Origin of the sequence: Nostoc sp. UHCC 0870, assembly GCF_022063185.1 — a bacterium.
Classification (GTDB): Bacteria; Cyanobacteriota; Cyanobacteriia; order Cyanobacteriales; family Nostocaceae; genus Trichormus.
The window spans coordinates 3,278,902-3,298,116 of sequence record NZ_CP091913.1 but is presented as its reverse complement, the minus strand read 5'-3'; the positions used below and the strand labels follow the sequence as shown (position 1 = coordinate 3,298,116).

Annotated in this window: 17 protein-coding genes; 2 read left to right on the top strand and 15 right to left on the bottom strand. The window is 38.6% G+C overall.

Features of this window, described 5'->3' with window-relative positions:
* Window positions 1-3: 3 nt before the first annotated feature.
* From L6494_RS13895 to L6494_RS13875, 5 genes are all read right to left on the bottom strand, one after another.
* Window positions 4-810: a DUF1194 domain-containing protein gene (locus L6494_RS13895; protein ID WP_237988312.1), complete on the bottom strand. Its 807-nt coding sequence runs from the start codon at window positions 808-810 to the stop codon at window positions 4-6.
* A 528-nt stretch (window positions 811-1,338) separates the two neighbouring features.
* A complete protein-coding gene (locus tag L6494_RS13890) occupies window positions 1,339-1,575 on the bottom strand; it encodes a hypothetical protein (RefSeq protein ID WP_330911010.1) in 237 nt (78 codons plus the stop codon).
* A gap of 22 nt (window positions 1,576-1,597) precedes the next feature.
* Window positions 1,598-2,422, bottom strand: coding sequence for an SDR family oxidoreductase (locus tag L6494_RS13885; protein ID WP_237988311.1), 825 nt, complete (start codon window positions 2,420-2,422; stop codon window positions 1,598-1,600).
* Between the two features lie 198 nt (window positions 2,423-2,620).
* Window positions 2,621-3,268, bottom strand: a complete 648-nt coding sequence (locus L6494_RS13880) for a pentapeptide repeat-containing protein (RefSeq protein ID WP_237988310.1) — start codon at window positions 3,266-3,268, stop codon at window positions 2,621-2,623.
* A gap of 124 nt (window positions 3,269-3,392) precedes the next feature.
* Window positions 3,393-3,887 (bottom strand): hypothetical protein, encoded by a 495-nt coding sequence (locus tag L6494_RS13875; RefSeq protein WP_237988309.1) that lies wholly within the window; start codon window positions 3,885-3,887, stop codon window positions 3,393-3,395.
* Window positions 3,888-4,643: 756 nt separating this feature from the next.
* Between L6494_RS13875 and aroF the strand changes: the two genes are divergently transcribed.
* Window positions 4,644-5,465 (top strand): 3-deoxy-7-phosphoheptulonate synthase, encoded by an 822-nt coding sequence (gene aroF / locus L6494_RS13870; protein WP_237988308.1) that lies wholly within the window; start codon window positions 4,644-4,646, stop codon window positions 5,463-5,465.
* Window positions 5,462-6,346 carry a hypothetical protein gene (locus tag L6494_RS13865; protein WP_237988307.1) on the top strand — a complete coding sequence of 295 codons (885 nt, stop codon included), beginning with the start codon at window positions 5,462-5,464 and terminating at the stop codon, window positions 6,344-6,346. The genes aroF and L6494_RS13865 overlap by 4 nt, the downstream gene beginning before the upstream one ends.
* Window positions 6,347-6,449: 103 nt before the next feature.
* On the opposite strand, the gene L6494_RS13860 is transcribed toward L6494_RS13865, so the two are convergent.
* The 10 genes from L6494_RS13860 to L6494_RS13815 form a co-directional block, all read right to left on the bottom strand.
* The gene (locus L6494_RS13860; protein WP_237988306.1) at window positions 6,450-8,252 is read right to left on the bottom strand and encodes an ABC transporter ATP-binding protein/permease; all 1,803 of its coding nucleotides are present in this window, start codon (window positions 8,250-8,252) and stop codon (window positions 6,450-6,452) included.
* A 99-nt stretch (window positions 8,253-8,351) separates the two neighbouring features.
* Complete coding sequence (locus L6494_RS13855; protein WP_237988305.1) at window positions 8,352-9,725, bottom strand: MFS transporter; 1,374 nt, start codon at window positions 9,723-9,725, stop codon at window positions 8,352-8,354.
* 2 nt (window positions 9,726-9,727) lie between these two features.
* Window positions 9,728-10,999, bottom strand: coding sequence for a glycosyltransferase family 4 protein (locus L6494_RS13850; RefSeq protein WP_237988304.1), 1,272 nt, complete (start codon window positions 10,997-10,999; stop codon window positions 9,728-9,730).
* Window positions 11,000-11,049: 50 nt separating this feature from the next.
* A complete protein-coding gene (locus tag L6494_RS13845; protein ID WP_237988303.1) occupies window positions 11,050-12,564 on the bottom strand; it encodes an MBOAT family O-acyltransferase in 1,515 nt (504 codons plus the stop codon).
* A 13-nt stretch (window positions 12,565-12,577) separates the two neighbouring features.
* The gene (locus L6494_RS13840) at window positions 12,578-12,844 is read right to left on the bottom strand and encodes an acyl carrier protein (protein WP_237988302.1); all 267 of its coding nucleotides are present in this window, start codon (window positions 12,842-12,844) and stop codon (window positions 12,578-12,580) included.
* Between the two features lie 17 nt (window positions 12,845-12,861).
* Entirely contained in the window at window positions 12,862-14,487 is a 1,626-nt protein-coding gene (locus tag L6494_RS13835) for an amino acid adenylation domain-containing protein (RefSeq protein ID WP_237988301.1), read from the bottom strand.
* Window positions 14,488-14,548: 61 nt separating this feature from the next.
* Window positions 14,549-15,193 (bottom strand): hypothetical protein, encoded by a 645-nt coding sequence (locus L6494_RS13830; protein WP_237988300.1) that lies wholly within the window; start codon window positions 15,191-15,193, stop codon window positions 14,549-14,551.
* 133 nt (window positions 15,194-15,326) lie between these two features.
* Window positions 15,327-16,484, bottom strand: a complete 1,158-nt coding sequence (locus L6494_RS13825) for a hypothetical protein (protein ID WP_237988299.1) — start codon at window positions 16,482-16,484, stop codon at window positions 15,327-15,329.
* A 111-nt stretch (window positions 16,485-16,595) separates the two neighbouring features.
* Window positions 16,596-18,386: an ABC transporter substrate-binding protein gene (locus L6494_RS13820; protein ID WP_237988298.1), complete on the bottom strand. Its 1,791-nt coding sequence runs from the start codon at window positions 18,384-18,386 to the stop codon at window positions 16,596-16,598.
* Between the two features lie 32 nt (window positions 18,387-18,418).
* Window positions 18,419-19,195, bottom strand: coding sequence for an SDR family NAD(P)-dependent oxidoreductase (locus L6494_RS13815; RefSeq protein ID WP_237988297.1), 777 nt, complete (start codon window positions 19,193-19,195; stop codon window positions 18,419-18,421).
* Window positions 19,196-19,215 lie beyond the last annotated feature (20 nt).

The window sequence follows — 19,215 nt, the reverse complement described above, 5'->3', positions numbered from 1 at the left end:
TTGTTAGCACTTAACTGCCTGTTTTTGATGACGCTTGAGTTTGGTGGTTACGCCGAAAGCACCTAGACCCAGTAAGCCAATGAGAGTTGCAGGTTCGGGAACAGAGGTAATAGGAGGTGTACTAATAATTTCTCTCTTGAGTTTCTGTTCAACTGTGCTAGCAAAATCTGCGAATGTATTGGCTTGTAAAACAAAAGCACCAGCACCGCCCTTGACGTTATCGTCATAAAAGTTGAATAGAGATGTGCTGTTACCAATGACTAGACCGTTGATGGCATCAACGCCAGCTGCTAAAGCAGCATCGCGGGCAGCTGCTGTACTAGCTGCGTTGCTTGTACCGTCACCAGACACGTCAATTACTTGGCGTGTGCTGTCAAAATCATTATTAAAGATAAGGGGGGTAGCAAAATTGATGGCAGAGCCAATGACCGTACTTCCACTGAAGGGACGAGTTGTCGCACTAATTGCATTGGCAAAATTTTGGGACGCTTCCACACTATCAATTAGTGTCCAGCCTACAGACTGTTGCTGCTGAGTAGTACCAGACCAATAGATTAAGTTAACAGCAATCTTGCCGATGTCTCCCTTTGAGATAAAGTTGTTGAAAAGATCAGCATTATTAAAAGCATCTACATAGCCTTGTTTTTGCAAGTTGAATTCACTGGTGCTTATACTACCAGATACATCAACAAGTAAAGATAACTCAGTATCAACAAAAGTAGCAGCGTTAGCACTTGTCGATATAGCTAGAGCAGACAGAGTACCAGCTACTGTTGTGAGTGTTGCCTGGAAAAAGAAAGAAGTTTTCATTGGTTAATCTCGCTACATCAACAACCGTGGATTTTGACTGTGAAATTACTTATTTATTGCAGTAAATAGTCCAATTGAAGATTCAGGATAAAGTTGCTTATAAATACATACACGCAAGAGCCTTTGATGAGCATCCTTGCCGCGATCGCACACAAACAGTCTCAGCATTTATACTAGAATTTACTTTCTTTGTGTCTTGATTTCATCTATAAGCGAAACTTGACTCCGTATGTTCCTCATTTGAACACTCAATACTTTAGGATAAATTTACTTAGTCCACAAGTAATAGTTCGACCCTTTACAGAAAATAGTCCACAAGTAATAGTTCGACCCTTTACAGAAAAAATATATTGCAGAGTCTGGTAGTTTTTTCGACTAAATCTAGACATAATCAAGCTTATAAAGAATTTTTTCTGAAAAAATCTAGTTGGTGAGCAGTGAATCGTTTATGTAATTTTACTAGTTCTTTATATAAAGTTTACGATAAAGTTAGCTGATTTTGAGTATAGTCAGCTAGTAAGCGTCAATTTACCACACTAAGTTCTCCGTATAAAAAATACTAATAGCGTAAATAACATTGTGGTTTCCCTGACTAAACCATTCACTGACAAAACGTTGCCAAAATTTCCCAGATAAACCCACGCCAATAGGATGAATTAATAATAAGGGAATAGCTTCAGTGTTTAATTTATCGGGTTGATAGACTTTATATGCACAGTTATAATTCTGCCAAGTATAAAATTGCGTGGGTGGAGATGCTTGCATAATTCCCAGGTTTTGGTAGTTGCTAAAAAATCATTTGGGGATGGATTAACTGATAACCAGCGTCTTTAATTTTTTGGTTGGAAACTGTAACATTATATTGGCGATCGCTCTTAATTGAATCATCCCACGATACTAAGGGTAAGTTATATTTTGTTAACAGAGTATCTAGTAGTTCTTTCCTAGTGAGATGGGCATCATCTACTAAGTTATAAATACCTTGTAGTTGGTGCTGTCTGATCAACTCTATAGCCCCTACAATATCATCTAGATGAATCCAGTTTGTGATATCACTACCATTACCAGGGCGAGTTGTACCAGCGACTCTACTAAATATTTTGATTAATTCTCTACCAGTCCCATAAATCCCCCCTAATCGCACAATACAAACGCGCAGACTTTCACTATCAGCCGCTAGTAAAATATCTTCTGTCGCTTTCATAATTTCTGCATTAGGAGTAATAGGTTTAGCTGGCGTTTCTTCATCTACCCACTCGCCATCCCTATCACCATAAATAGAATAGCTACCTGTATATATTATTTGTTTGACAGTGGTATTTTGTTGGAGAATAGCTACTAAATTATTAGCAGTATTGACATAAGTTTCTTGATATGATCTACCTCTCTTCGCCCCAACACTTAACAGAACAACATCTTGATTTTCTGTAGCTGATTTTAATCCTTCTAAATCATCACCTTTGGTAACTATAACTTTTTGTGAGATAGATTGTAGTTCTGATACACGTTCAGGTGTAGTTGTAGTGACAGTAACGTTAAAGGATGAATTTTGCTGCCAATATTTAGCAATAGCATAACCAACGTAGCCGCACCCAATAATTGCAATATTCATAATAGGGACTGGGGACTGGGGACTGGGAATTTTAGATTTTAGATTTTGGATTGAATAATCTAAAGTTCAATGACTAATAGACCTTTTGCAAAAGTCCGAAAATGAGATGCGTCATTTTGAATGAAATATATAATCTTTGAGATGTTTCGCTCAACATGACAGCTTCAGCATTTACGCAAGATGTCTAATGACTAATGACTATTTATGCACAAGTCCATCAGGCATAATTGCACCTGCTAAATTCGCACCAATTAATTTTACCAGTAGGCGATCGCCTGAACGAATCCGCGCCCCTGTTAAGTCAGCACCCCGCAAATCCGCACCGCTAAGATCCGCACCAATTAGGTTAGCCGCGCGTAAATTGGCTTCTCTTAAGTCAGCTAAAAGCAAATTGGCTCTAAATAAATTAGCTTCTGATAAATCTGCACCTCTAAGAATAACTTTGTGCATGAAAGTATCACTCAAGTCAGCACCGCTTAAGTTAGCATAACTGAGGTTTCTGCCGGATAAATCTTTGTTACTTAAATTTGCTCTGCTGAAGTCTTTACCACTTAAATCTGAATTTTGCTTGGGTGGCTGGTAGTTATTTGGGGATGGGTTTTGAGGTTGAGGTGATGAAGAATGATAAATATTTTGGTTTTTACCATTCAAAGAACGCAATCTTTCACGCGCTTCATTAATTGCTTTGAGCTTGTCTTGTGCTTTTTGTTGTAAGCGGAGGTTATCTTTAGGTAGACGATCTGGATGCCATACAAACACCAAATCTTTATAAGCCTGATTAACTTCCTCAAGGGTCGCACCAGGTTCTAATTCTAATACCCTATAATATCGCTCCAGTTCGCTCATAAGATGTTTTAATAGAGAATCTTTTTATACGAAACAGCTAAGAAATTTTAATGATGCGTTACCCCATTGTAGGCGATCGCTATACTCATCTTGATAGATATATTCATCAATGCGTAATTTTTCCCTATCTTTCCATTTGTCTATTTCTCCATCTATTCAATGCTTGCAAATATACAGCTATTGGTATTTGATAAATTTCTATAAAAATCCAAATAATAATTGATAAATGCGACAAAAAAGTGAATATTGTCCAGATATAAGGCAACCAACTAATAGGATCATGAGGGTGAGGAGGAAAATAATAAGCTACTATCCCAATTAAGAAAGTGGGCAGAACTACAAAACTAATTGCTGCTAAGACATAACCCAAACCTAATTCCACACCCTCTAATTGGACTTCTGACCAATTCAATCCATTCCATCGCCAAATTAATGGCGGTTGTCGAGAAGGCATTTTAATTTGTTGTTGTTCTACATTAATAGTAAAAATTTCATGGCAAAAATCACAACCCATAGCTTCCATCAATGGTATATGGGAAATTTTGCCGACTCGACAGACTGGACAAGGGTAAACATCGTGAGTATCAAAAGGTTTAGTGAAGATTTTAGACCTGGGCATAATTGAACTAAGTTGTGCTTAAAAGTTGATTAGATAGATGCACAATTTGGTTATAATTACCACTATCATCAGGGGTGGTATTTTTCATCTTGTTTTGCTGATATACCTCATCACAATTACCTAAAAATAAAATTTATATAACTCTAGACATATAGCAATCCTATTTGATTTGTGAGAAATGGGAGACTGGGCAACCTTTCTTTTCTGGAGAAATGGGGGTTCTTGGCTCTCACGAATGATATGGGATGCCTATAAATATTAATCCGTAACTCGTTATCTAGTTTGTATACAATCTAGTTGTAATTTCCAAACTTGCTAATGAGTTTATCGCTTTTTTGGGTTTTTGACTGGCCTTGACGCTACCAAAACCTTCTGTTATGTTTACTCTTAATATAAGTTGTACATTAATCTATCTAGCTTACCATTTCAAAAATGTTCAGCAGCACTCGTTACTTTTATTTTTGGTTGAAGGCGGTTCACCGGCGGTGAATTAGTTTCCTAATGGAAACCGCCAGGTGAACCGCAGAGCGAACTCTGCGGTTTTTGTGTTTTTAAGGAGCAAAATCTCATCATGATGACTTATTCCAGTAACTGGTTTTATAGCTTTTACTTTTGGCCTAGAGCAAGTTCCGGGTAAATAGCGTCATGCTGATAAATCATACGCACCCGGAACTGTCAAAGGTTCTGGGCTTTTTTTTACAAGCTAGACAAGGAAGAATTTCTTCCCAATCCTCAAATTTTTAGGAGATTAAAATCATGATTCAGGCCAAACTAGTTGCCCAATTGCATTCCAATCATCAGACAATCGTTAAACTTACCGAAACAGTGGCTTTCGGTGGAGAAGACTTAGTAATTATCGGTGGTCCTTGCACAGTAGAAAGCTTAGAACAAATGGAGACAGTCGCCCAAAATATAGCGGCTGCACCTGTACAAGCCTTGCGTGGTGGTGTTTTCAAACCGCGTACTTCGCCCTATGCTTTCCAAGGAATGGGAGAAGAAGGATTGGCAGTTTTAGCCGAGGTGCGATCGCGCTACAATATCCCAGTTATCACTGAAGTCATGGCGATTTCCCAAATCGAGGTAGTCGCCGCCCATGTGGATATGCTACAAGTCGGTAGCCGCAATATGCAAAACTTTGACTTGCTGAAAGCCTTGGGACAAGCTGGTAAACCAATATTACTCAAACGCGGTTTAGCTGCGACTATTGAAGAATTTGTCATGGCGGCTGAATATATTGTTAGCCACGGTAATCCTAATGTAGTGCTGTGTGAACGGGGTATCCGTAGCTTCGATACTTACACCCGCAACGTCTTAGATTTAGCTGCTGTAGCCGCCCTCAAGCAAATTACTCACCTACCCGTGATTGTAGACCCTTCCCATGCTGTCGGTAAACGGGAACTAGTTGCACCTCTGGCTAAAGCTGCTGTAGCTTGTGGTGCAGATGGATTAATTATTGAGTGTCACCCAGAACCAGAAAAATCTGTGTCTGATGCTCGTCAAGCCCTATCTTTAGAAGATATGGTGAATTTAGTTGCTAGCTTAAAGCCGGTAGCTACAGCCGTTGGGCGCAAAATATGATCAAATCAGTTATATTGTTAGCTAACAATCTTATGCTGAAAACTCATTTTCATGCTAAACAAGCTCGAATTTTTACTGCTGTAATGTTGAGTGGTATTTTATCTGTTAGTAGTGGTTTCATATTGATTCAAAATGCCTCTGCTTTACCTAGCAATTTTTTAGTAGAGACTCCCCAGGAAGTCGTTAAACAAAACGTTAAATCAGAGCCTTTACCACGAGCAGTAGCTAACGCAGTCTTGCAAGATATCAAGCGCAGAGAGGGGATTGCTACAAAAAAACTCAAAATTACTGATTCTATTCGTAAAACTTGGGGTAATGGTTGTTTGGAACTACCAAGACCAGATGAATTTTGTACTCAAGCTTTAGTTCCTGGTTGGCGAGTTGTGGTTACTAGTGGTCAACAAAGGTGGATTTATCACACTAACGAAACTGGATCTGTTGTAAGACGCAAAGAGAATAATTCTAGCACTCTTCGTCCAGTACCGATTCCTGCTAATGAGTTACCGCCACCTTTAGATAGAAATGTGGTGTTTCGACAAATATCTAGTGGTGGCTTTATTGGTAGAACCTACGAAACAGTATTACTTAATGATGGTAGGTTAATTCGGGTGCGGATTGGTGATGCTAATGATTCTGAACGGAGTGTGCGTCGGGTGACTTCAGCACAGGTACGTCAATTTCAAAGAGTCATCAACCGCGCACAAGGAGAATTTCAAAATCTGAGTTATCCAGCGTCTAGAGGTGCGGCTGATTATATTACGTATACTCTCACTAGCCGCAAAGGTACGGTGCAGTATAACGATATTTCCCAAAACAATTTACCAAAGGGTTTACAGACAGCAGTTAAAGCCTGGAAGCAACTTGTCAGCACGGCTCAATAGAGTGCTGAGAGAGCATCTTATCTAAATATTTGCTGCTTGGAACTAGCGATCATTAATTGGTCTTGGAATTTGCTTAAAACACTCAAGACGAGCCTATTTTTATTTAAGGATTTGCGGAAGGAATACTAACAACTGCTTTTTGATTCCGGTAATCCTGCACAGTCACGAGTTGCCAACTAGAATCTTGTGCAAGTTCCAGAACCCATTGATGATAATTAAATAAACTTTCCCTATGTCCAACACTGATAAACGTTGTTTTCGCTTCTTGTAACTGTTGATATAAATTTCCTTCATTTGTCAAATCTAAAGCACTGGTTGCTTCGTCTAATATAGTAAAGCTAGGACGGGTCACTAATAGCCGTGCGAATGCCAAGCGTTGTTGTTCTCCAAGGGATAATATATTTTCCCAAGGAACTTCTGTATCAAAGCCATCGACTCGACTTACCAAGTTTTGCAGGTTAACTTGTTGCAAAACGTCTTTGAGTTCTGCATCGCTTATCTGACGATTTGTATGAGGATAAAGCAACTGTTCGCGTAAAGTTCCCAAAATAATGTAAGGACGTTGGGGTAAAAACAATACCTCTTCCAGGGGAGGCCGAACCAAACGACCAGTTCCCGCATTCCACAAACCAGCGATCGCTCTTAGCAGAGAACTTTTACCTCGACCACTCGGCCCAACAATCAATAAACCTTCTCCTGGTTGCACAGACAACGATAAATCTTCAACAATCACCTGCTCATAGTTAGGAGTTTGTAAGGTGACATTTTCAAAAGCCAATCGGTTGTCTTCTACTGTTTTAATGGTATTGACATTCTCTGGTTTTTTGGTAGCATCTGCTAACGCATTTGAAAACCCAGATAAACGCTCAACGTAACTAGAGAATTTTCCAGAAGTCCCAAATTCATTAATTAATTCTCCCAGAGCAGTAGCAAACAGACTGCAAGCTATAGCGGCTTGGCTAATTTCACCAAATTCCATTTCTCCTTTAATGTCTAAAGGACCGAATACAATAAATGGAAATATTTGAATTGCAGCCTGATATCCTCTATTGAAAATATCGTTATTTCTTTCCCAACCAATTCTATCTTTAGCACTTTTAATTAATATCAAAAATCTACGTTTAATAATATTTAGTTCTTGGTTCTCTCCCTGAAAAAAAGCTATGGATTCAGCATGAGTCCGAATGTGAGTCAGTCCATAACTGTAGTTAGCTTTCGATTCAAGTTCTTCTCCATTAATCTTATTTAATTCTTGAGTTAAGTAGAGGGAAATCAAATTACCTATAAATGTATAAGTAACTAGAATAATTGCAGCTTGCTGAGAGATTGACCAAAGAATGATTAAAAAAGCTATCATTTCTAGAACTTTTTCTAGTAACGTAGCTAAAAAGCGGAGAGAATTACTGGCAATAGGTTCAATTTCTTGAGATAGTCGTTGATCTGGATTTTCAACCTCAGATTTAAAGTTGATTTTATAATAGGCTCGATTGCTTAAATATTTTGATAAAATATGATTATTTAGCCATTGATACCAATCAAGAGCAATTTTTTTTCTGACAAATTTAGAAAACCCTACCAACAGAGTTACTAATAAAAGGTTTAAACCATAAAAACATAAAATATTTACAAACTTAGAAAGATCCTTATCTTTAATGATGGTATCGAGTAAATAACGATTAATGAAGCTATTCAAAACAGTCGTAGCTACAAGTGCAATTATTAAGAATAACAACAGCAAGAGCATTCCCCAAGCACCAATCACATCTGAAAATGCTCTTTCACCTGGCTTTGTTGGATACCAGTAAGGCCTTGCGATCGCTCTCACACTCTCCCAAAATTGAATGAAAGACGAAAATGGAGATTTGGTATCTTTTAATGCTTGATTGCGAATCACTTCAGCTTGCATATTTTATAGTAGATACGTAAATACGTTGAAAATTTTCTATCACTGTATCACTTAAGTAGAGGCAAATATAGCTTGAAAATATACTGCATATACTTTTTATCACTTCGCCATAGCAGGGATGTCTGCGGCGGGTGTAGCCAACGCTACTTCATCAATCACATCAGGTAGTTCATCTTCTACAAGTCTCAGACGAGGGAAGAAGTAAGCAATACAGGTTGCGGAAATAGTCAAGATTCCCATGATGATGCACAGAAGCCCCATCCCCCGACCTGTACCGACACCAATAATTTGTCCGATATTACCTGCCAAGAAACCATCAGTAGCCATTAAAGGTTCAAAAACCTTTTCTGCCAGGGGGCCTATTGTGATATAGCCAAGAGGTAAACCGACAGCTTCGATCGCGCCTTTAATTGAAAAGACTCTACCCTGCACTAATGGTTCTACTTTTGCCTGAAAAATAGCTTGGGTTGAACTAGCAATGATTGGTCGGAGCAAAAAGAATAAGAAGATGCCAACAATAAAGACAAAAATAGAAGCTTGCACACCGGCGACAATCAGAAACACACCCGTGAGAAGCATACAGCCGTAAATCATATTCATGTTACGCTCTAGACCGCCCCAGATACCCATCAGCAAGCCACCTGCTAAAATAGCTACGCCAAAGAGGGAAATAATAGTCCCCAAAACCGTTACAGGCGCAAAAGATAATATCAAGGGTGTAGTGATGACCTGAACACCTCCTACAAGAAAAAAGCTGTAAGCTGAGATGATTAATACTCCTAGTAGTCCTGGCCTAGCTAATAAATAGGTAAAGCCATAGGTTGTTTGTTTGAGAAAGGAACTTCCTTCGTTGGTAATATCAGGAGTTCTGGATTGAGGGAACTGAAGCAGCAAGAGGATACCAATACTCAAAAAGATGGTGGTTATATGCAGCGCAATAATCCCTTGCAGAGAAATCAGTCCTAGCAGGACACCACCTAAAGGTGGTGCGACAAGTCGCGCCGTACCGTTCATCAAACTCAGCATTCCATTAGCCCGACCAAGGTGCTGTTTTGGCACTAGGAGAGTGATGGAAGCAATGAAAGCTGGCATTTGAAAAGCCATAAAGACAGCACTGGAGGTATTGGCTAAGTAAATGTGCCAAATTTCCAACCGACCGATGAGCAATAAAATAGCGATCGCCACAGTTGGTAAAATTGCCAATAAATCGCTGATAATCATTGTCCATTTACGATCCCACCGATCCACGAATAACCCAGCTACGGGAGCAAGTAAAATCAGGGGTAAAGTATTGGCAAGGGCAATTAAAGCAAATTGGGTGACAGAACCCGTTTGTTCGTAAACCCAAACATCCAAAGCAAATGCGCTAATGGTAGTACCAATAGATGCAATAAGTTGCCCCACCCAAACAATGATAAACAGTTTCATTTCACGGAAAATAGTCAGTGGCGTTTTTTCTAGGCTTGCCAACATGATTAACTCCTCAGTGATGTAGTTAGACTTTTCATCATTGTCTGATAGTGGTGTAAAAGCTGATCCGCCTGATGATTCCAATCAAACTTTTCGACTGCTTGCCGCCTGCCCTCGCCTCCCATTGCTTGACAGAGGTTATCGTCTAAAAGCAGTCGCAGCATTGCCTCAGCTAAAGCCTCTACATCCCCGCGTTCGACCAATAACCCTGTTTTCCCATCCTCTACCAGTTCGGGGAAAGCACCCCCACGGGTAGTAATCACGGGCAATCCCATTGACATTGCTTCTACAACCGGCATCCCAAATGGTTCATTCCAGACAGAGGGAAAAATAAATATATCTGCTTGTTGATAATATTCTAATAGCTGAAAATGGGGAATTTTACCCAAAAAAGAAACTGAATTAGCTGCACTAGCAGCAATTCGCTTTTGCAATTGCGCTCTATAACTACCTTGATAATAAGGACGAAGCTTTTGAGTTTGTGGATCTTCTTTATCCAGTATGTACCACGGCACTAATGCGTTTTCTGCTCCTACAAGTTTTAGTTCTACTTGAGGATATTTAGATACTACTTTATTAAAGGCATCAATTAAAATATGTACACCCTTTTCCGGTGAAATTCTGCCGACAAATAGAATTTGTTTAATCTTTTTTTTCTTAGCTTCTCGGTTGTAATTATTAGGGATACTAAAGTGATGAGTATCTGCACCGTTGTAAAGAGTTTGACTATTAACGTGTGGTAAATATTTACGAACCTGATTTGTCACGTAATTACTACATCCAACGACCAAATCGATAGACTTAATCTGCTTTTCTACTATGACTGGATCTAACAACGGGAGAAAATCACTATGTATATGTAAGACAATTTTCACCTGGGGATTATAAGCACGCATCAAGGGAACAAATTGAGGAACAATGTTCATGTGGATGACATCACATTTTTGTCCTTGAATATCCTTGGCGACTTGTCGGTAAAATTCAGGAAAAAATAATGTGGAGGCATAAAAAGGTCTTTGAGGATTAGAGATATTCCAGCTATCAAGCAAGCTGAATGTATCTAATATTTTATCAAGCCATGATTCGGGGATGCGGCGATAGGTGATGCCATCTTCTTTATATTCTAATTCTTGATAGTTACCTTTAGAACCATAGAATAAAACCTCATGACCAGCACGAGCTAAACGCAGTGCTAAGGCATAGGATACTAGGCGCACTCCCCCGGTTTTAGGAGGTTCGGCTAGGGTCATGGGATAATCGAAGAAGGCGATTTTCATAATTTTTAGGATATGAAATATAATTAATTGTTAGTTGAATACTAACTACGCTAAAACTGGAAGTAGACAAAGGGTTGAGGACTTATAGCGATAAACCGAAGTATTGTGGAAACTAACACCCCATAGAAAACTGCAAAACTCCATTGAGGAATTTTTTCCCACCAATCTCTGAACCAACCTTTATAGTTAGCCCAGTGCATGATAATTAAAGGGATAAAAATCCATGCCATTTGCAGGTCTAGATTTTGCGAACCGGAGGAATTGAGGAATACAAAAGATTTCTCCACTTGCAGACCACTGGCCAAATCGTTACTCCGTAAGAAGATGGTAGAGGCACAAACCCAGTAAAAGGTGAGAGGGATACCTAATATATTTCGCAGTGGCAAAAGTTGCTTATAGGGAGCAATCCACATTGACCATTGCTTGTGAAAAATTAAAGCAATTCCGTTCAATCCTCCCCAAACTACAAAATGCCAAGCTGCTCCATGCCAGAGTCCTGATAGGAGCATGGTAATTAAAATATTTCCGTAGGCCAGCAGTTCTATGTATTGATTTTTGCGGAACTTGATCATTAAAGGGAAATATACATAGTCGCGCAGCCAATTGTAGAGAGTGATGTGCCAACGTTGCCAGAAGTCTGTAATATTACTGGCAAAGTAGGGGAAATTAAAGTTGAGAGGTAGCTTGTATCCCAGTAAACCTGCACAGGCGATCGCCATATCTGAATAGCCGGAAAAGTCGCAGTATACTTGTATAACAAAAGCAATAACTGCAAACCAACAACTCAAGACGGTATAAATTTCTGGATTGGCAAAATACTGGTCTGCTAAGGGAGAGAGATTGTCTGCAATGCACGCTTTCTTGAAATATCCCACGAAAAACAGCATTAAACATCCCCTTATATCAACCTCGTTGATGGTTTTGGGGGTTAGCAGTTGAGGTAAAAAGCTAGATGCACGGACAATTGGCCCTGCAACCAATTGAGGGAAAAAAGCTACAAACAGAGCAAAATCACCAAAATTTCGTGTGGTTTTGAGTTTGCCTAGATAGATATCAAAGCAATAACTGAGAATTTGAAAAGTGTAAAAACTAATGCCTACTGGCAGAATAATTTCCAGGGTTGTTAAGTTAACAGGTAGCCCCAAAAAAGTTAATAAGTTTGATGCCGAATCAGCAAAGAAATTATAGTATTTAAAAAATCCTAATATTCCTAGATTCCATACTAAACAGAGTGCTAACCATGCTTGGCGTTGCTTCTGATTTAGTGGTTTAGCAAGCAGGGTATCCCAATCCCCAGAAAATAGTTTTATCCATCTATTTTTAGTTTCTCCTTTCTCTACTAATTGGCTGTCTTGCTCCTGTGGTTTAGATAGCATCAAACCAGCAAAGTAACCAATGGCTGTCGAGAGCAAGAGCAAAGACAGGAATCGCCAATCCCAAGCACCATAGAAGCTATAACTACAGACTAGCAACCAAAATTTACGATGATTGTGTTTCCGCAAAGCCCAATAGATGCAGAACACAATCAGAAAGCAAAATAAAAAACGAAACTCTGTAAATACCATGTTTATTTAGGGCTTACATTTTTTTTATAACCAAAGACTTGACAGCGTTAACTGTTTCAAAGTTCTCTGTTGAAAATTCATCTGGATTGAAAGTAAAACCAAATTTCTCTTCCAAGAAATTAGCCAGCTTAAAAAGACTCATTGAGTCAATAATACCTTCCAAAATTAAGGGGATATCATTTGACAAAGTGGCATCAGGGCGATTGTACATAAACTTCTGCACAATATGTTCTTTAATTATTTGTTCAATCTCTGCATCGGTGTAGTTGTTTATAGGCATAATTATCAATCTCCTTGTCAAACTGTTTTTAATACTTTTGAATTGTTCTCAATTGCTGCTGTGCGTAGTAAATTTCTATCACTTTTGCCTGTGGGTGTTTTAGGTAAAGAGGTACTACGAAACTCAATATTCTCAGGAATCATGTATTTAGGAATACGCTCTGCACAAAAATATTGCAACTCGTTCTGTTTCAGGTTACTACCTTCTTTGATGACAACTATAGCGTCAATACGATTGCTGATTTGCTCGTCAGGAATAGCAAGAACTACTGCTTCTTCAACATCTGGATGGCTGTAAAGGATACTCTCGATTTCTCCTAGTTCAATCCGGTATCCCCGGCTTTTGATTTGGTGGTCACTCCGACCTACATAGATATAGTTATCATCTATATCTTGTTGAACTATATCGCCAGTACGGAAGACAATTTCTTCACCTAGGTGAGGATTAAATACATAGGGAACTAGAGCCTCTTTGGTTTTTTCAGGCATTTTCCAGTATCCTTTCATGAGTGATGAACCCCGCATACAAAGTTCCCCACTTTCCCCTGGATTAACAATTTGATTTTTTTCATTCACCACAAATAAATCAATATTATTAAAGGCTTTACCAATGGGAATTTTTGGCAGTTCTGGAGAACTTTGATCAAGTAAATAATAGGTACGAGGGAATGCTTCTGTAGAACCATAGAGTTGATAATAACTAGCCTGGGGAATGGCTTTCATCATATCACGTAGGTATTTTTGGGGGAATATCTCGCCACCAAATATAATTATTCTCAAATCTGGTAGTTTATACTTGTCTAAATTTCCCCGGAGTACAAGTTGGGTGAGCAATGATGAGACTGAAGACCAAATTGTGATGCGTTGATTTTCAGTAAACTTGCTTAATTCTACTGGTAACACTGAGAGTTCTGGAGGAACTAAAACTAGTGTAGCTCCTGCCTTAATTGGCATGAAAATATCAAAAAATGAGCCGATAAAATAGATAGGAAACAGACCTGATACGCGATCGCTAGGCTGCACATTAAAACCTTCACACAAGCAGTTAATAGAAGTCAGAGCAGCTTGATGACTAATCATTACGCCTTTCGGTTGGCCTGTTGAGCCTGAAGTGTATATGATAGTGGCTAAATCTTGGTCAATAACACCTGTTAGTGATAAGGGAGTGTCAGGCGATCGCAATACTTCCTCCCATGTAACTACTTTTGTTGGGAAAGACTCACTTTCATTGCCTAGCGTACTTTTATCTTCGAGAATGACGCATTGTAAATATTGGGAAAAATTATCTACTGCGTCTTGATAGAGGCTAGTCAGCTTTGTCTGAGTAGTCACCAGAGCTTTTAGCTCACAATCTGCAATTAAGAATCTCAGCCGCTTGATGGGAGCTAATGGATCTATAGGAACATAGGTAGCACCAGCTTTCAGTATGCCGTAAATAGTTGCAACTGCTTCGATAGATTTGTTGAGACAAATACCGACGCGATCGCCCTTACCTATGCCAGCATCGTTTAGAAAACGAGCGAACTGATTAGAAAGCTGATCTAGCTCCTGATAAGTTATGCTTTTATTCTTATAGATTACAGCTTCCTTATCTGGATAATTATTTGCACTTATTTCTAAAATTTGTTGGATTAAATATGCCATTTTGATTTTCCTAAAATTTAGTTTTTATATGGCTGATTTATACTTAAATTTCAAACGTAATCTATCTTGCGTATGTTTGATATTCTAACCTCCTATACTCACTGTAACTACTGGAAATTCCAAATTTTTTCCCTAAGTTAAGCATTAAGCAGCGTTCAGGTGTCACAGCAGAGTGAAACACTCCTTGGGGAATAACCACAATTGGGATATTACTAACATTTAATTCTGCTGGAGCAGATAATTCAATTATTCTAGTTAACCCGGCTTCCTTAAGTTCTTTGTAACTGCGATAGTTAGTAGCTTGAAGGCTATCAAGGGTAATCGGCTTACCTTCTGATTCTAAATTCATCACATCTTGGTATACAGATTTTAAATCAATTTTTGGTAGTTCAATAACTTCAATCTTGTGTGAGCCTTGCAATAAAGCTAACCAGTCTTCCTGCAATCCATGCCAATCGAAATCAGCATTAGCACCTCCAGATATTTCCACCCAATTTTGAATATTGCCAGGATGGTCATCACAAAAAAGTTCAAGCAACAGTTCTTCTTTTTCAATCTTAAAATTAGTGCAGTATTCCGCAGGAGTGGTAACGTAGGCTTTGGGTAAGATAACTTCTTTCAACAAATATTCATTGAGAATGACTTCACAATCTATAGTGCTTTTATCTTGATTAAAAAGGCTGTTGTTTTTTTGTTCGATTTTCATATGGGTTCAACTCAAATTACAAGACTACATTGCCATGAGTTTTTAAACATCACTTAAAACCTTAATAACTAACTTAGATAATTTTGGTTTTAACTGCTGTTAATATTACGAGAATAGGAAGCATAATTTACAACTATGCTTTGCTATATGTTTTGCTAAAAACTTCCTGAGATTTATGAAGATGCTGTGAAAATTTTTCTGCTAGAGCTAGAGTAAATTCTTTAGCACCCTTGTGATTTAAATGCCTGCCATCACTTCGGTAATCCAGTTCGTAGAAATTAGCGAAGGTATTAGGATTATTAAAAGCAAATAGAGTGGGAATATATCCTAATTCATAAGCTTTCATAATAGCAGAATGATCAACATCAGCTTCTAAGATGGGAGGAATAAAGAAGATAGCATCAACTTTATTTTTGCTAGTTTTCCCAAAATCTTCAATTCTAGAAATAATCTGCTGAATGATTTTAATTCCATAATCATTAAGTGGCAGTGTAGATGTATTATTTTGTTCAGAATCTCCTAATTTGGCTTGTTCTAATCTTTTTTGATAGTTCTGCAAGTATTTGGTTTGAAAAGTTTTTTTCCATGCTTCACTATTTTGCATCCAATCCATTGCATAATATCCAGATTCCTCTAACATTTTGTCAGTAGATGCTATTTTTTGTATTCCATCGGGTAGTTGTTTTTCATCTATTTGCTGCCAAAAATTAGAAAAGTAACCAATTCCTAACGACCGATAGATAAAGCTTATGGAATTAGCGTAAAATCCACCTATTTTTTCTTTTAAGGAATAATTTGAATTAGCAATTAATTGAAAATTATCTATAGTTTGAGGAAGTGTATGCCAGTAAACATTTCTAGCCGAAGTTGGCGCAATTTCATGAAATTCATTAACTAAACAGTCTAAAAATATCCATTTTAATTTTGCTGGGTTTAAAGCTAAAATTTTTTGCAGATAAAAATCTAACTCAGCTACATTGGCTGCCATAATCCCAAAATTGAAGGATTTGATATTCTTGCCGTTGGCTGAAATTGATTCATCAAATACTTTAGGAATAACTTCTTGATAGGTGGTACTTGCCCCCAAAAAAATTGCATCATAATCATCTTTATGTTCAGTAAAATATTGCAATTTCACAGCAATATCACCAAGATTTTGTGGATTTTCATAAGAGCGTAAAACTGTATTGATTAATCCAGAGCTAGAAATCAAAGCCAGGATAAAAATTATGCTATAAAAAAACATAACTACTGGTTTTGGTAATACTTTTTTTAAAATATATACACTCATAATTATTTGTTTAAAAGTTAATAAAAAATTCTTGATTGAAAATGGGTGTTAGCTATTGATTGAAGTCTACCTGGGGATTTGATAGTTATCTTTTCCTGATTAAGATTTGTACTACAAGGAATTGATTTTTAGTTCATAAACATTCCAAAATGTTCCTTTTAAAGCGGAATGTCTCACACCTTGAATCCGGTTGCGTACAGACACTATTGATAAAGAGTTCACAAGATAAATAAGCGGTAGATATTCCTGACTCAGCCTTTGAGTTTCTGCATAAATTTGTTTTCGATCTGCTTCATTTGCTGCTGCACCTTGAATGTAGAGATCAGCAATCTTTTGTTCCCAATCTGCTACCTGTTGTCCAGTAATTGGTACTTGTCCAGCTTGGGGTTGACGATTAAAAAAATGCCAATTCCCTTTAGTAGACCAAATATTTGCTGCTTCGTGAGGTTCTATGGACATGGGAAAACCATCAATAATCTGACAATCCCAATCAAAACGATTTGCTAATTTGTCTACAATCAATCCCACGGGAATCAAATTCACATCTACCTGAATTCCGATTTGGCTTAAATTTTCTTGAATCAAAGAGGCCATATTCTGCAACATCTTATTACTGACATTGACGTTGATGGTAAACCGGACGCGATTCCCATCACTATCAAATAACTCACTTTGATTGTTGTATCGAAAGCCTGCTTTGAGAAGTAATGTTTTTGCCTTTTGGGGGTTATAGTCGTAGACTGGTAAACCTGCTGTTGGAGCAAGATAGTAAGGACTCTGTTCTGCAATGGGCGAATTTTGCAGCGATCCTACCCCTGCAAATAGGTTGTTGAGCATACCCTGGCGATTGATACTATATGCAACAGCTTGGCGGAATGCTACTGTATTGAACCAGCGAGATTTTATTGGATTAACTAAAGGCTGACCATTTCTCACCCCGGTATTTAAATTAAACATTATTGCTGTAGTTCCTGGCTGAGAACCACCGTTATAGATTGTGAATTTACCTCTTTTTTCTTCTTGTTTTAATAAGGAAAAATAACTAGGATTGACATGAATAAAATCAAGACCTCCAGAACGAAATTGAATTAATGCCGTATCATTATTATTGACCGTACTGATAATTATACGGTCAATATAGGGCTGAGTATGATTTTGAGAATCTTTCCGCCAGTAATAGGGATTTTTGCGAAAAGTTATTCGCTCACCTGGAACATAAGACTCCAATTTATAAGCACCGTTGCTGATAATTTGATTGGGTGGAGTATCTGTACCCCAGGTTGAGAGAAATAGTGGCCTACCTGCGGAGTCCTTTTTGATGATACTGTCTCGCAGTATATGAGCAGGTAAAATTTCTAGTTTGGTTGTGCGAAGAAAGGGAGCAAAAGGTTGTGGTAGGGTAAACTCAACGCGCCAATTATCCAGCTTTCTCACTTTAGGAAAGCTGCGAGTTTCGCCTATTTCTAAAAAATCTTTGGCATAGGAAGGAATAGCAGGATTTGTGTAAATATCTTGATAAGTAAACACCACATCATCAGCATTTAGAGGTTTACCATCTGACCATTGCAGTCCTTTCCTGAGTGTAAAAATAATGTGCTTTTGGTCTTCAGAAATATCCCATGACTTAGCTAACGCTGGTTGAATTTCTCCTTGACCATTTTCATAAATTAGTCCTTCATAGAGGAAAATTAAAATACCTCCTCCCTGCTCCATTAGCTGAGGATTAAAGGTGTTGGGTTCGACAGGGCTACTAAGAATGATTTGAGATGCGGTTACGGGTTTAGCTAATAACTGAGTTTGCACACAACTAGCTACAGCGATCGCCACAATCCCCAAGATAAATCCTAGTAGAACTGGCAATTGCCGACGGCGGATAGCATTAAATTTGCTCAATCTTCCCATAGTTGTGTTCCCAGAAATTGCATTTATCTGCCCTACATGGCACTGTATCCCCCATCCACCATCAAAACTGCCCCCGTTACATAGGAGGCTGCTTCAGAGGCAAGAAATATGACTGGCCCGATGAGTTCTTCTGGTTTACCGCGTCGCTGCATGGGAATCACAGCACTCAGATGTTGCTGATCCTCTTGTGGCGATCGCCTAAATCCTTCCGTACCTTCCATGATGTTGTCGATATAGCCAGGAGCAAAAGCATTGACTCGAATCTGATGATCTGCCCATTCTAGAGCTAGCGATCGCACTAGTAAATTTACCCCTCCTTTTGATGCTGTGTAAGCCGCCGAACCACCGATTCCCACTACGCCGCCAATGGAAGAGTTCATGATAATTGAGCCGCCTGTACCTTGCTCAATCATTTGTCGCGCCGCCAGTTGCGCGCAGTGGAAGTATCCTTTGAGATTGACGTTGATGATGTTATCCCACTCTAATTCTTCTAAGTCAGCCGCCGGTTTGATGATGTCAATGCCGGCATTACACACCATAATGTCCAGCCGTTGATAGTAGCCTATGGTTTGCTCAATTAGCTGTAAACAGTCTTGGCGATTTCTGACATCGGTGGGAATGGCGATCGCTTCCCCTCCAGCCTCTTGAATTATTTGGGCTATTTTTTCGGCTTCTGGTGCTTTAATATCGGCAATTACAACCTTTGTGCCTACAGATGCTAATCCTTGTGCTATGGCTCTGCCGATACCTCGTGCAGATCCGGTGATAATGGCAACTTTACCTGTTAGGTCAAAAAGGGAGGGTTTCACAGTTGTTTCGTTAGAGTAAG